At 55.9% G+C, this 12,787-nt stretch carries 11 protein-coding genes, 2 tRNA genes and 2 pseudogenes; 3 read left to right on the forward strand and 12 right to left on the reverse strand.

What is annotated here, in order from left to right; all coding sequences use genetic code 11:
* Position 1: 1 nt before the first annotated feature.
* Together bamC and dapA are read right to left on the reverse strand one after the other, a co-directional pair.
* Complete coding sequence (bamC, locus tag OM794_RS17270) at positions 2-985, reverse strand: outer membrane protein assembly factor BamC (RefSeq protein WP_088699389.1); 984 nt, start codon at positions 983-985, stop codon at positions 2-4.
* A 77-nt stretch (positions 986-1,062) separates the two neighbouring features.
* Positions 1,063-1,947: a 4-hydroxy-tetrahydrodipicolinate synthase gene (gene dapA / locus OM794_RS17275; RefSeq protein WP_088699388.1), complete on the reverse strand. Its 885-nt coding sequence runs from the start codon at positions 1,945-1,947 to the stop codon at positions 1,063-1,065.
* Positions 1,948-2,227: 280 nt separating this feature from the next.
* Here dapA and OM794_RS17280 point away from each other — a divergent pair, with 280 nt between their 5' ends.
* Positions 2,228-2,704 carry a peroxiredoxin gene (locus OM794_RS17280; protein WP_226250648.1) on the forward strand — a complete coding sequence of 159 codons (477 nt, stop codon included), beginning with the start codon at positions 2,228-2,230 and terminating at the stop codon, positions 2,702-2,704.
* Between the two features lie 39 nt (positions 2,705-2,743).
* On the opposite strand, the gene OM794_RS17285 is transcribed toward OM794_RS17280, so the two are convergent.
* Both OM794_RS17285 and OM794_RS17290 read right to left on the reverse strand, forming a co-directional pair.
* The gene (locus OM794_RS17285) at positions 2,744-3,856 is read right to left on the reverse strand and encodes an AI-2E family transporter (protein WP_226250649.1); all 1,113 of its coding nucleotides are present in this window, start codon (positions 3,854-3,856) and stop codon (positions 2,744-2,746) included.
* Positions 3,853-4,116: a sulfurtransferase TusA family protein gene (locus OM794_RS17290; protein ID WP_088699385.1), complete on the reverse strand. Its 264-nt coding sequence runs from the start codon at positions 4,114-4,116 to the stop codon at positions 3,853-3,855. The genes OM794_RS17285 and OM794_RS17290 overlap by 4 nt, the downstream gene beginning before the upstream one ends.
* A gap of 199 nt (positions 4,117-4,315) precedes the next feature.
* Between OM794_RS17290 and OM794_RS17295 the strand changes: the two genes are divergently transcribed.
* The gene (locus OM794_RS17295) at positions 4,316-5,779 is read left to right on the forward strand and encodes a M48 family metalloprotease (RefSeq protein WP_226250650.1); all 1,464 of its coding nucleotides are present in this window, start codon (positions 4,316-4,318) and stop codon (positions 5,777-5,779) included.
* Between the two features lie 60 nt (positions 5,780-5,839).
* Here the strand turns inward: OM794_RS17295 and nadA are convergent, their stop codons facing one another.
* The 8 genes and pseudogenes from nadA to OM794_RS17335 all read right to left on the reverse strand — a co-directional run bounded on the left by nadA (position 5,840) and on the right by OM794_RS17335 (position 12,352).
* On the reverse strand, positions 5,840-6,868 hold the full coding sequence (gene nadA / locus OM794_RS17300; RefSeq protein WP_226250651.1) for a quinolinate synthase NadA: 1,029 nt from the start codon (positions 6,866-6,868) through the stop codon (positions 5,840-5,842).
* A gap of 247 nt (positions 6,869-7,115) precedes the next feature.
* Positions 7,116-7,191: transfer RNA gene (locus OM794_RS17305), tRNA-Lys, on the reverse strand.
* A 115-nt stretch (positions 7,192-7,306) separates the two neighbouring features.
* Positions 7,307-7,382 (reverse strand) — tRNA-Lys (locus OM794_RS17310).
* A gap of 182 nt (positions 7,383-7,564) precedes the next feature.
* Positions 7,565-8,438: pseudogene (gene rluB, locus OM794_RS17315) on the reverse strand (23S rRNA pseudouridine(2605) synthase RluB).
* Positions 8,425-9,261 (reverse strand): SMC-Scp complex subunit ScpB, encoded by an 837-nt coding sequence (gene scpB, locus OM794_RS17320; RefSeq protein ID WP_226250653.1) that lies wholly within the window; start codon positions 9,259-9,261, stop codon positions 8,425-8,427. The pseudogene rluB and the gene scpB overlap by 14 nt, the downstream one beginning before the upstream one ends.
* Positions 9,258-10,207, reverse strand: a pseudogene (locus OM794_RS17325) (segregation and condensation protein A). Before OM794_RS17325 ends, scpB begins: the two are co-directional and overlap by 4 nt.
* A gap of 29 nt (positions 10,208-10,236) precedes the next feature.
* Positions 10,237-10,485 carry a DUF2442 domain-containing protein gene (locus OM794_RS17330; RefSeq protein WP_226250655.1) on the reverse strand — a complete coding sequence of 83 codons (249 nt, stop codon included), beginning with the start codon at positions 10,483-10,485 and terminating at the stop codon, positions 10,237-10,239.
* Positions 10,486-10,549: 64 nt separating this feature from the next.
* A complete protein-coding gene (locus tag OM794_RS17335) occupies positions 10,550-12,352 on the reverse strand; it encodes a DEAD/DEAH box helicase (protein ID WP_226250656.1) in 1,803 nt (600 codons plus the stop codon).
* Between the two features lie 102 nt (positions 12,353-12,454).
* On the opposite strand from OM794_RS17335, the gene OM794_RS17340 reads away from it, so the two are divergent.
* Positions 12,455-12,694: a transposase gene (locus tag OM794_RS17340; protein WP_226250657.1), complete on the forward strand. Its 240-nt coding sequence runs from the start codon at positions 12,455-12,457 to the stop codon at positions 12,692-12,694.
* Positions 12,695-12,787: the final 93 nt, after the last annotated feature.

Genomic DNA, 12,787 nt, shown 5'->3' on the forward strand with positions numbered 1-12,787 from the left:
ATTAACGTAAATAGCCGGAGACACGCTCAAGCAGCTCGCGCTGATCATCGGCGCTAAATGCCCGTTCGCTGGCATTAATGGCACGCAGAATCGTTTGGTCGCCATTAGGCTGCAGAGCAAGACGAATTTGCTGTGACATTTTGCGCACATCCGGGCTGAAGACGATTTGCAGCGGGTTACGGTTGCGCTCGGTTTCAGTCATATATTCAACCATGAACTCATGACTGGCGGGGTCGGCGGCTAGTAAATCACGCTGACCTTCCTGAGCAAAATCCAGTTCAAGATAGTGATTCAACTCGGCCCATACCCGATCAATCGGCTGCGGAATCACCACTTCCCACTCGTCGTCCTGCTGACGGATTTGCAATGTCTGCTCATCGGTAAGGCGCTGAGCCGTCCAGGAAGAGGAGACACTGGCAGATGCACTGCGTGCACTGAGATGGCTCTCTAATGCATCCAGACAGCTAGCCATGGTCTGGCCGCCGCGTTCACAGCGAACCTCGCTACTCCCAGCGCGCAGCGCGCTTTGGAGGCGTATTTCTGCCTGGGACGTAACAATAACCCCCTGGGAAGCGCTGCTCTGTTGTACTTCCAACTGACGGGTGCGTACAAACTCTTCCAACTGCGGCCAAACCGTACCGGTATCGGCGGCCACCACTAGCCAGGTTTGATCGCCCACTTCGCGACGCTCGACGTACTCAGGCTCCAAACCACTACCGATTGCCAGTGACTGCGGAGGGCGGATTTCTGCCGCTTCGTCAAGCCGTGCCCCCTGGGTGGCGGCTTGAGGAACCGGCAGCGCATCGCGGTAGCGTTGGGTATTGCGGGTCTCTGGTAGCACCAAGGGCGGCGCCGGAGCAGCCTCGGTGTAGTCCAGGTTACGGTCGTGGTAAAAACCATCTCGCGCACAACCAGAGAGCGCGACAGCCGCTGCAAGTGCCAGCGGAACCCATTTAAGCGCACGTATTTCAAGCACAGAGCTCATCAAGCCACCTTATGTCAACAAATCAGGTACCCAGCTCAGCGGAAGGTGAGCTGGGTAGCAAAGGGTATTGTGTCGGGTTACTCCTCTACGACGCCCGCCAGTTGTAGCGCTTCGCTCACTGTGGCGTGGTACTTTTCCGACAGCCAGGTTAGCGGTAAGCGAATCCCCGCGTCCGCATACCCCATACGATTCAGCGCCCACTTCACAGGAATAGGATTCGACTCTATACCCAGATTGGTGTGTAGCGGCATCAAACGCGTATTAATCTGATGCGCCTTATCGGCATCACCGGCGACAGCTGCCGCGCAAAGCTCATGCATCGCTCTGGGGGCAACATTGGCGGTAACGGAGATATCGCCATGGCCACCCATCAACATAAAGTCGCAGGCGGTGGCATCGTCACCAGAGTAGAGCATAAAGCCACTGCCCTTTAGGCGAGTGATTAGATCTTCCGCACGCTCCAGGTTCCCCGTAGCGTCTTTTAAACCGATAATATTATCGACTTCGGCCAGACGCAGCACAGTCTCGTTGTAGATATCCGAGCAGGTGCGGCCAGGCACATTATAAAGAATGACCGGCAGGTCGCTGGCCTCGGCGGTGGCTTTAAAGTGCTGAAACAGGCCTTCCTGAGTGGGTTTGTTATAGTAGGGAGCCACCGTCAGACAGTAGTCTGCACCCACCTCTTTAGCGTAGCGGGTCAATTCCACTGCTTCAGTGGTGTTGTTCGAACCGGTACCGGCAATGACGGGGATACGGCCATTGACCTCTTCTACCACGCTGCGAATGACGTCAAAGTGCTCCGCGAAGGACATGGTCGTCGGTTCGCCCGTGGTACCCGCCGCCACAATGGCATCGGTGCCATTTTCGAGATGGAAGTTCACCAGGCGACGGAGCGCCTCCCAGTCGATGTCGCCATTGACCTTCATAGGCGTCGCCAGGGCGACAATGCTGCCTGTGATCATCCGTTTATTCCTCACCAGCCAAATTGTGATATCAACTATCTAGTTTTTAAGTGCTAGGTTTTTAACTGCCAACTGCTTTAGAGACTTGTCGAAACCGAGCGCGATCACGCTATTTCGTCTCACTCGACCACCCGCACAGAGGCCAAATGGTACTCAGGCGATTCGAGCCTGTACAGCGTAAAGCGATGAGAGTTTGTCGTCACGCTGTTTTGCGCTTTGACAATGCCCTCTGGCTTGCGTGTAATCACTCTTAACATCCACCGTTAATAAGGATCTCATCATGACTGTTGAAATCGGTCAGCCGGTCGCAGATTTTTCCGCCACTGCCACTGGTAATACCAGCGTGACACTGTCGGAACTACGCGGCAAACAAGTGGTTATTTATTTCTACCCCAAAGCCAGCACGCCCGGCTGCACCACCGAGGGGGGCGACTTTCGTGACCGCAAGCCCGCCTTCGACGCCGCCAACACGTTGATTCTAGGTGTCTCTCGTGACGGTCTACGCGCCCAGGAGAACTTCAAGGCCAAGCAGGATTTCAATTTCGACCTTATTTCCGACAAGGATGAAAATGTTTGCACGCTGTTTGACGTTATCAAGCTCAAGAAGATGTACGGCAAAGAGCACCTGGGGATTGAGCGCAGTACCTTCCTGATCGATAAGGAGGGCAAGCTAGCCCAAGAGTGGCGTGGTGTTAAAGTGCCTGGCCACGCCGACGAAGTGCTTGCAGCGGCTGAAAAACTGAACGCGGCTAGCTAATCCACCGTGCCCGCGACCAGCGCGGGCAGTGCTTGGGCGCTACTCGTACTCTTTTACCGACGCCTGGGCTTCCACCCCCCGCTGCTCATCACGCCCTTGCATGCTGCGCGGCCAGGCGTAAATCAGCGCTTTCAGCAGTGTTGCCAAGGGAATGGCAAAGAAAATGCCCCAGAAGCCCCAAATTCCGCCGAAAAACAGCACCGCCACTATGATGGAGACCGGGTGAATATTATTGGTCTCAGAGAACAGCACCGGTGCTAATACGTTGCCATCCAACGCCTGAATTACGCCATAAGCCACAAGTACATAGACCAAGTCTTCGCTAAGACCAAAATAGAAACCGGCCACAGCAGCGACCGGCAGCGTGGCCACCGCAGCACCGATATAAGGCACTAGTACCGAAAGCCCTACCAATACCGCCAGCAAGGCGGTATACGGCAACCCAAAGAACGCAAAGGTAAAGAACGCCACCGTCCCCACGATAATGATTTCAATAAATTTACCACGAATATAGTTGGCAATTTGATCGTCCATCTCACGCCAAATACGCGATAGCAGCGTACGCTTTTGGGGCAGCAGTGAGAGTATAAAACCGACCAACACGTCACGATCCTTGAGCATAAAGAAGACCAGAATCGGCACCAGCACCAGGTAGATGATCAGCGCCATGATGTTGCCTAGCGAGGCTAACGAGAGCGTTAAAGCGCGCTGGCCTAGCTGGCTGATTTCACGGCTTGCGACACCTATCCAGCTCTGCATCTGATCCGGCGTAATAATGTTTGGATAGCGCGCCTGCAACTCATCCAACCACCCCTGACCACTGGCAAACATTCGCGGTGTCTCTTGAACCAACCCCACGAGCTGATTCCAGATCAACGGCATCAAAATAAACGCCAGGGTAAGCAGCACACTGATAAAAGCCAGAAAGACCAGGATAACCGCCAGCAGATGAGGTACACCTCGTCGGGTAAACGCACTGACTACGCCCTGCAAAAGAAACGCGATCACCAGTGCGGTAAAAAAGGGCGCCAGCATTCGTCCGAACCAGATAATCGCCGCAAAGCCCGCTACCAGCACCACCAACAGAATGAGCGCCTCCTCATCCGAGAAGTAACGCTCTACCCAGCTTTTCAGAATCGTGCGCAGGGTCATAAGTGCGCATCCCCAGCTTTTCTAATCCAATACACATAAACGTCGTCGCGCTGCTCCCGACCCTCTAACGTATGCGCACTCTGATCGGTAAACGATGCCATATCCCGCCACGACCCCGCATCTGTCGAACGCACTTCCAGCAACTGGCCTGCCGCCAGGCCCGACAGCGCCTGTTTGGCTTTTAGCAATGGCAATGGGCAATGCAGCCCACAAGCGTCAAGCACCGTATCGGGTTGAAAGCCCCCGGTTTGCTCAGACATACACTCTCCCTCAAAATAACCTGCCTATTGACGGCGTAGATTGATCAATGCTGTTGCATAAACATTGTTTAATAAACGCTGCGGCATACACTGTCTTTTAGCGATTGATTTCACTAAGCAGTCGATTTAACGGCACTTCCCCGCCTTTATCAATGTCACACTGTGACTGACGAGCTTAACCATCACTTAAGAGGATGCCATGCCGACCCATCGTACCGCTTACCCAGGCTGGATATGTGCGTTCGCTTGTGCCTGCGGCAGCTTACTATTTAGTCCACCAAGTGCTGCTACTAACGACTACGGCTTACCCAGTCTAGGGGCGGCATCTACCTCTGTCAGCAATGAAGAGTATCGTTTGGGCCGCGCCTGGTTGCGTCAGTTTCGTGCTCAGGCCCCACAGTGGCAAGACCCCATTACCAATGATTATTTGCAAAGTCTTATTGCCCGGCTGGCCCCGCATAGTGATATTAACGGCCTGCGTACCATCACCGTTATGGTCGATAACGGCTCCCTGAACGCCTTTGCCGTCCCTGGCGGCGTAGTAGGGATCAATTCAGGACTATTTGCGTTTGCCGAAGATGAAGGCGCCTTTGTCTCGGTGCTAGCTCACGAACTGGGCCACCTCTCTCAACGCCACTATGCCCGGGGCAGTGCCCGCGCAGCTCAGACCCAACTGCCCGCTATGGCGGCCATGCTGGCAGGCATGCTGATTGCCGCCAGTGGTGGGGGCGACGTTGGCATGGCGACCGCCATGGGGTCTCAGGCGGCACTGATCCAGGATCAACTCAGCTACTCGCGGCTGTTCGAACAGGAAGCCGATAACATAGGGCTGCAGGCCATGGCAGATGCGGGCTATGACCCCGAGGCAATGGTACGCATGTTCTCAGCCATGCAGCGTATGGCCCGCCTTCAGGGCGATACACCGCCGGAATTCCTGCTCACCCACCCGGTTACCGACAGTCGCCTTAGCGCCGCCCAAGCCCGCGCCGCCCAACTCAATATCGCCGATGCGTACACCAGCGATACCCTCTACGACATGATGCGCGCCCGTGCGCTACTGAGCATTTACGGCAACACTCCCCAGCAAGCCGCGTCTCGCCTTTCTCGGGAGGGTGCCGACCAAGCCGCCCAGGATTACCTGGCAGCACTGATCGATGCGCGCAACAGCCAAACCGACAGCGCCCTGGAGCAATTGGACAGGCTTGCCAACCAGCATCCTGACTACGCCATGCTGCCCGCCTCTGCCGCCAGCGTGGCGCTGGAAGCGGGGCGCTACGAGCAGGCCATTCAGCGCAGTCAGCGATTGCTGCGCTTTACGCCGGACTACCTGCCCGCCCAACTGATATTGGCCGAAGCACAGCTCCAGCGCGACCCACAGGCGGCTTACCAGTTACTAAACGATATCACCGCACAGCACCCGGAAAACCCGCAGGGTTTTAATCTACTGGCTGAAGCCGCCGGACGCAGTGGGCATGATAGCTGGGGACATTTGGCCCGAGCCGAACACCTCCAGCTAACCGGTCGCGTTGACCGCGGCATTCGCCAGCTCTCCATCGCCCGGGATGCCGCCGAGCGTGAGAACGACCAGCAGGCACTGGCGAGAATCGAGCAGCGCCGCGAGGATTTCATTGAGTATCGCGAAACCCTGGAAGATTTTAACTAAACCTATGTCATTGCAAGGAGCGTAGCGACACAGCAATGACATTCGGTTAATCTTTTTTCGCTAAGCGTTGAAATTAAGCATCCGCTCAAGGGGCTTTAAAGCCTGCAGGCGCAGCGCTTCATCCACCTCAATTTCACCGCTTCCCTCGCGCAATGCACTTGCCAGATTATCCAGCGCGTTCATGGCCATCCAGGGGCAGTGGGCGCAACTGCGGCAGGTGGCACCATTGCCTGCCGTAGGCGCTTCAAACAGGGTTTTGTCGGGTACCGCCTGCTGCATCTTGAAAAAGATACCCCGATCCGTCGCCACAATCAGCTTATCGTTGGGTAGCTCTTTAGCGGCTTTGATCAGTTGCGAGGTGGAACCTGCCACATCGGCCAGTTTAACCACTGGCTCCGGCGACTCTGGATGCACCAACACCGCGGCATCCGGATAGATGCGTTTGAGGTCTTCAACGCCCTTGGCCTTGAACTCCTCATGGACGATACAGGCGCCATCCCACATCAGCATATCGGCGCCGGTTTTATTCTGGATATAGCCGCCCAAATGCTTATCGGGTGCCCAGAGAATTTTCTCGCCTTTAGCTTGCAGGTGCTCAATCACCTCTACCGCAATCGACGAGGTGACGACCCAATCCGCCCGTGCTTTAACTGCAGCGGAGGTGTTGGCATACACCACCACGGTGCGCTCAGGGTGGGCATCACAGAAAGCACTGAACTCATCGGCAGGACAGCCAATATCCAGCGAACAGGTGGCTTCCAGAGTGGGCATCAGTATGCGCTTTTCAGGCGAAAGGATCTTGGCGGTTTCACCCATGAAGCGAACCCCGGCGACGACCAGCGTGGTGGCGTCGTGGCGAGCACCAAAGCGCGCCATCTCCAGCGAGTCAGCGACACAGCCGCCGGTCTCTTCAGCCAATTGTTGAATAGCATCATCGGTGTAGTAGTGGGCAACCAAAACGGCGTTATGGGCTTTCAAAAGCCGCTTGATCTCTTCAACCCGGGCCTGATCTTCCGCGGGAATGCGGGTCGGGCAGTAGGCCGTGGGTAGCGGGGCATCAAGCTTCGCTTGAGTAGTCATAATAGTCATTGTGTCTACCACTGTGACGAACAGGGAATCCCCCTGTTAAACACTGGGCTACGGCGCAGTACGTCTTGCACATGCGCCGCTCGTAGGAGCGATGGGCCGCTGCGTCTCTCGCGATGGCCATCGCTTAAAATCCATTCGGAACAGATTTATTTTAAACCATTTTGGCGGGGAATAGCGTTTGACTGCAAACAGAATGTCGCACACAGCAAAACGCCCCTGGCAGCTAAACTGCCAGGGGCGTTGAATTTGGTGGGTCGTGCAGGATTCGAACCTGCGACCAATTGATTAAAAGTCAACTGCTCTACCAACTGAGCTAACGACCCAAACTTGCTGCGCTGTTCACGTACCAGCGTTGCTACACATGCTGTTGCTACATATACTTTAAACGTTCACCACCGAGTTCAAACTGACTTTATCTAAACTGATCAGTCGTTTGAATGGTGGGTCGTGCAGGATTCGAACCTGCGACCAATTGATTAAAAGTCAACTGCTCTACCAACTGAGCTAACGACCCGCCTGAACGGATGCATATCCTACGCTTACACCTTATTGATAGCAAGCGTTTTTTCGCTTTCATTCTACAATAATGAACCATTTGCGTACCTGCTAGCGTCACTCAATGCTGACAGGCACGCTTATCCACCTAACCGCTAACGACTGACCGCCAAGAACTTCAACGGGCTCAGCAAGAGGCGTTTAGCGCGCCTTGCTTTTCGGTTTGCGCAGCGCCTGTACCGGCTTGCGTTTGTGCTTATCGCGATTCCAACGATTCTTCTCATCCGGCGTCAGCGCGGGCACTTTACGGGTTTCCAAGTTAGCCAGCGTGGCCAAGTCATCCACCTCATCCTGGGTAAGCTCGACCCATTCGCCGGCTTTTGCCCGCTTATCAAGGAAGATATTGCCGTAGCGTACGCGCTTCAGACGACTCACCGTCAGCGCCTGGGACTCCCAAAGACGCCGCACTTCACGATTACGCCCTTCCAGAATCACCACGTGGAACCAGGTGTTGATACCCTCGCCACCAAACTCCTGCACATCGGTAAAGCGCGCCGGGCCATCTTCCAGCATCACGCCATCGACCATCGCCAGGATATGCTCGCGCTTCACTTCCCCCATCACGCGCACCGCGTACTCCCGCTCCACCTGGGTAGAGGGATGCATCAAACGGTTGGCCAGCTCACCATCGGTAGTAACAGCAGCAAACCGCTGGTGTTGATATCCAAACGGCCAATGGCAATCCAGCGCTCGCCTTTCAGGCGCGGCAAGCGGTCAAATACCGTGCGGCGACCTTCTGGATCCTTACGGGTGCACAACTCGCCTTCCGGTTTGTTGTACATAATCACCCGGCGAGGCACTTCTTCTTCCGGGCGCAGTGCCACCGGACGGTCATCAAAACTGACTTTGTCCCGCGCTTCCACGCGGTCGCCCAGCTTGGCCACCTGGCTATTCACTTTAACCCGGCCGGCGGAAATCGCCGTTTCCATCTCACGCCGCGAGCCAAGGCCTGCACGGGCCAAAACTTTTTGCAGCTTTTCGCTGGGGGGGGGGTGGTGTTATTACTCTGACTCATGGTCGTCTGACCTCACATCGGTAGTCTGCGTGCTTTCGCGCTCATCTTGTTGGCGCTTGGCACGTGCCGCGAGCCGTGCCTGTAGGTCGGCAAAACTCAACGGCTGGGTTAACGCCGTCTCGGCGTGGGTCTCGGCGAGTTCAGCCGAGCTTAACTCATCATTCTGGGGAGGCGCATCCTGCACGGTTTCGTTCGTTTCGTCCAGTGCTTCATGCTCTAAACCGGGGTCATTTTGTTCCTGAATATCCGTATGCTGCGTCATTCCCGGCTCTTCAGGTAGTTCGTTCTCGTCCCAGCTCGCCAGCGTGTGCATGGGCGGCAGCGCATCGAGGGTCTTTAAGCCAAAATCATCCAAAAAGCTGCGCGTGGTGGCATAGACCGCCGGCCGACCGGGCACATCACGGTGACCAACCACACGAATCCAGCCACGCTCTGCAAGGGTGCGCATGATCGAGCTACTCACGCTGACCCCACGCACCTCTTCGATATCACCCCGCGTCACCGGCTGCCGGTAGGCGATTAACGCCAGCGTTTCCAGCAGCGCCCGGGAGTAGCGCTGAGGGCGCTCGTCCCATAGCCGAGACACCCACTGGGAAAGCCGCGGGCGAATACGCAGCTGATAGCCCGAAACGGTCTCTAACAGCTCAAGCGCGCCCCCCGAATGGCGTTGCTGCAAGCGCTCAAGGATGTCACGAAACTCCTTGCGTGTAGGGCATTCGTCCTCCAGAAAAAGCGTTTCCAGACGCTCAAGGGGCAGTGGTTCGCCAGCGGCCAGCAGGGCCGCCTCAATAATGTCGTCTACTGCGGTGACGGCCTCACTCATGACGTCTCCCCGTCAGGTTCAAAAGCGGACTCACCATAGGCATCACCCTCTATTTCGCCCTCTTCAAAAGCACTCTCCTCACCATCTGTCAGGGCAGCACGCCTGCGCGCACGTGAATCGGTGACAGCGGGGCATTTTGGACAATTTCAATCATGGACTCTTTAGCTAGCTCTAAAATGGCCATAAAGGTAACCACCACGCCTGCACGCCCCTCTTCCAGCGTAAACAGCGCCTCAAAGGGGGTATAGCGCTGCTGGGCGTCGTCGAGACTTAGCTGCTCCATAATTTTGAGCATGCGCTCGCGGGTAGAGAGCACCTCTCGACTGATCTGGTGAGCCTGCACCAGTTCGGCGCGCCTGAGCACATCAGAGAGCGCGCTGAGCAGCTCATCCAACGCCACCTCAGGGTGAATCACCCGGGATTCCAATGGTGGCAAACCCGCCTGCACACTGAACCAGTCGCGCCCCATACGCGGCAGTGTATCCAGCGTTTCTGCCGCTTCTTTGAGGCGCTCATACTCTTGAAGGCGACGGATAAGCTCGGCGCGGGGATCCTCTTCCTCCTCGCCCTCTGCTTTAGGCGGGCGAGGCAGCAGTGTGCGCGACTTGATTTCCGCCAGCATGGCGGCCATTAGCAGGTACTCCCCTGCCAGTTCGATCTCCATGGCTTTCATCAGCTCCACATACTCGATGTACTGGTGGGTGATGGTGGCCACGTTAATGGTCAGAATGTCCAGATTCTGGCGGCGAATCAGATAGAGCAGCAGATCCAGCGGCCCTTCAAAGGTTTCCAGGAAGACCCGCAGCGCTTCCGGAGGAATATACAGATCCTCCGGCATTTGCGTAATCGGCTCATTAAACAGACGCCCAAACGAAGCCGCCACTGGCTCAGTGGTTGCAGAATCCGGGGTTTCTAAATCGACAGTATCGCTTGGCGTCTCGCTCACGCGGGTCGGCTCTCTTGAGGTGTTTGTGATCAGGCGACAGCCTGACGATGCCGTGTCAAATCGCCCTGCCCGGCCAGAAACCCATCAATAGACACATCTTCATCCAATGCATCCCAATGAATTCCACGGGCACTCAATTCATAGCACGCCAATTGTTGGGGTGACGCTTTAAGAAGACGCGGGTACCAAGCTAGCGGTACGCCTACCGTGCGACCATCGCTTAACTCAACCCAGAAATTATCCTCATCAAACGTAACTCGCTTAGGAGAAGTAGTCATGCCAGGCACCTTCTAATGTGTTGCGATGTTGAATAATAGATGACTTATCGCCACAAGGCACATGCTACCCCGCCTCCACAGCTTTGCGGTAGCGGCCTGCATAGTCAAACAGCTTGTCACGGATTTGGAAATGGCGCCCTACTTTGCGACCCACGACAAAATCCGGGTGGCGTAGGCGGCGCTGTTCGGCGACGACCTCCTCGGCGCTTAGCGGCTGCCATTTACCTCCCGGTGCGCGCAGATGGTAGCGCAGAAAGGCGGCATAGAAGGCGCGCCGCTGAGCGGGAGTTTCCAGCGCAAACCACTCGGCCAGGTGAGTGCCGTCTTCGTCGTAGTAGGTGACTTTCAAGCGCGGCAGGCCGCGACCATTAGTCGTTGCTTCCAACTGCATACCGCTGACCCGCAGTACCTTGGCGTCTTTCAGCTTTAAGGCGTCCTTGAGCTTATCATCCGCGTCCACCAGTAGTTTTTCACAACCGTGGCAGCGGCGGGCAGCAATATCATTCTCGGCACCGCACTCATCGCAGACTTTGAAACGGAACCTGAAGTCGCATTGGCGCCGCTTTCCTTCATCATCTTCAATTAGCCCCTGGCAGCGACGGCCAAAGTGCTCAATCACTAAATCACCGTCGCGCTTACCCCAGTAAAGATTGGCATGACCGCAAGCCGGACACTCTACCTGAACCGGTTCGCTGTCGCTATCCGGCTTGGGCTCGCCAACTTCTGGGGCAAAAATATCCCAAGGGTTACCGGCATAGTCCAGAATCAGACAGTCGCTTTTCCCCGGTGATAGGCGCAGCCCTCTGCCCACCATCTGTTGATAGAGGCTCACCGATTCGGTGGGCCTCAAAATAGCGATCAAATCCACGTGGGGCGCATCGAAACCGGTGGTCAGCACCGCCACGTTGACCAGATATTTCAGTTGCCGCGCCTTAAAGGCATCGATCAGCGCAGTACGCTCCTGGGAAGGCGTTGCCCCGGTAATTAACGCCGCCTCTTCCCTTGGTAGATAAGCCATGATCTCCTCGGCGTGGGCCACAGTAGCGGCAAAAATCATCACGCCCTGGCGCTCAAGCGCACGCTCGACGATTTGCCCGATAATCCCCGGCGTCGCCCGGCTGCCCGCCACCACGCGATTCAGCTCCTGCTCCTGAAACAGACCGCTGGATGATGGTCTCAGTGCAGAGAAATCGTAGCCTTCAATGGCCATATCCAAACGCTTGGGTTCAGCGAGATAGCCCTGCTTAACCATCAGGCGGAGTGGCTGTTCAAACACACAGTCGCGGAAAAAGCTCTCTTCACTGCCTCGCACCATGCCGTGATGGTGGCGATAGTAGATAAACCCTTGCCCCAAGCGATAAGGGGTCGCGGTTAAGCCAAGTATCTTCAATTGCGGATTGTGCTGTCGCAAATGCTCGATCACTTGGCGGTAGCTGGCGTCTTCATTAAGCGATATGCGATGGCTTTCGTCGATCACCAGTAGGGTAAAATTGGCATCATTAAAACTCGCCAGGTTACGCACCACCGACTGCACCGAGCCAAACACTACTTGGCGACTGGCCTCCTTACGCTTTAAACCGGCGCTAAAAATATCCGCTTCAAGCCCATAGGCTTGGTATTTGGCGTGGTTCTGCTCCACAAGCTCGCGCACATGAGCCAGCACCAGTACCCGCCCCCTCGCCAAACGCGCTAGCTCAGCAATGACCAGCGATTTCCCGCTACCGGTAGGCAGCACTACCAAAGCAGGATCGCTGGAGGCACGGAAGTGCACCACCACACGCTTGACCGCTTCCTGCTGATAAGGGCGAAGCTGGGGCGTTGGTAAGGTGACTAGTGAGGAGCTAGGTGTCGACAAATTAAATAGCACGCTATTGAACCATTACGACTTTCGTCGCGTCGTAGTAGTGATGGTTAAATAATCCCTGAACTCGCACAGTCTATCAGCGAGAAGATACTAGTGAGGTGAGCCATGACAACCAACCATTTCAGCCCTGAATGCCCAGAGTGCGGTAGCCGCTTAAAACGCTTGCCCGCCACGCGGCGTGGTAAAGCCCATGTGTTCTGCATGGATTGCGGGCATGATTTTGGGCGCTTCGAATACCTCGTCGAGCGCTACCGGTTAGAACTTGAAACGCTGGAGGCCAAACTAGGATTGCCGCCCGAAGGAGCTGATAAAATACCGGCTAGCGCTCCCCAGCGGCACTCTTAATAACGGTTGTCACGAATCGCGTAACTGTTAACGGCGGAAAAAATCCGCCGTTAACATGGACGCGATGCCTAGCGCATTCTTTGGAGCATGGCT

Origin of the sequence: Halomonas sp. BDJS001 (genome assembly GCF_026104355.1) — a bacterium.
Lineage (GTDB): Bacteria > Pseudomonadota > Gammaproteobacteria > Pseudomonadales > Halomonadaceae > Vreelandella.

Coding starts and splice junctions, on each gene's coding strand:
- bamC (WP_088699389.1), bottom strand. CDS start 985: ATGAGCTCTGTGCTTGAAATACGTGCGCTTAAATGGGTTCCGCTGGCA.
- dapA (WP_088699388.1), bottom strand. CDS start 1,947: ATGATCACAGGCAGCATTGTCGCCCTGGCGACGCCTATGAAGGTCAAT.
- OM794_RS17280 (WP_226250648.1), top strand. CDS start 2,228: ATGACTGTTGAAATCGGTCAGCCGGTCGCAGATTTTTCCGCCACTGCC.
- OM794_RS17285 (WP_226250649.1), bottom strand. CDS start 3,856: ATGACCCTGCGCACGATTCTGAAAAGCTGGGTAGAGCGTTACTTCTCG.
- OM794_RS17290 (WP_088699385.1), bottom strand. CDS start 4,116: ATGTCTGAGCAAACCGGGGGCTTTCAACCCGATACGGTGCTTGACGCT.
- OM794_RS17295 (WP_226250650.1), top strand. CDS start 4,316: ATGCCGACCCATCGTACCGCTTACCCAGGCTGGATATGTGCGTTCGCT.
- nadA (WP_226250651.1), bottom strand. CDS start 6,868: ATGACTATTATGACTACTCAAGCGAAGCTTGATGCCCCGCTACCCACG.
- scpB (WP_226250653.1), bottom strand. CDS start 9,261: ATGAGTGAGGCCGTCACCGCAGTAGACGACATTATTGAGGCGGCCCTG.
- OM794_RS17330 (WP_226250655.1), bottom strand. CDS start 10,485: ATGACTACTTCTCCTAAGCGAGTTACGTTTGATGAGGATAATTTCTGG.
- OM794_RS17340 (WP_226250657.1), top strand. CDS start 12,455: ATGACAACCAACCATTTCAGCCCTGAATGCCCAGAGTGCGGTAGCCGC.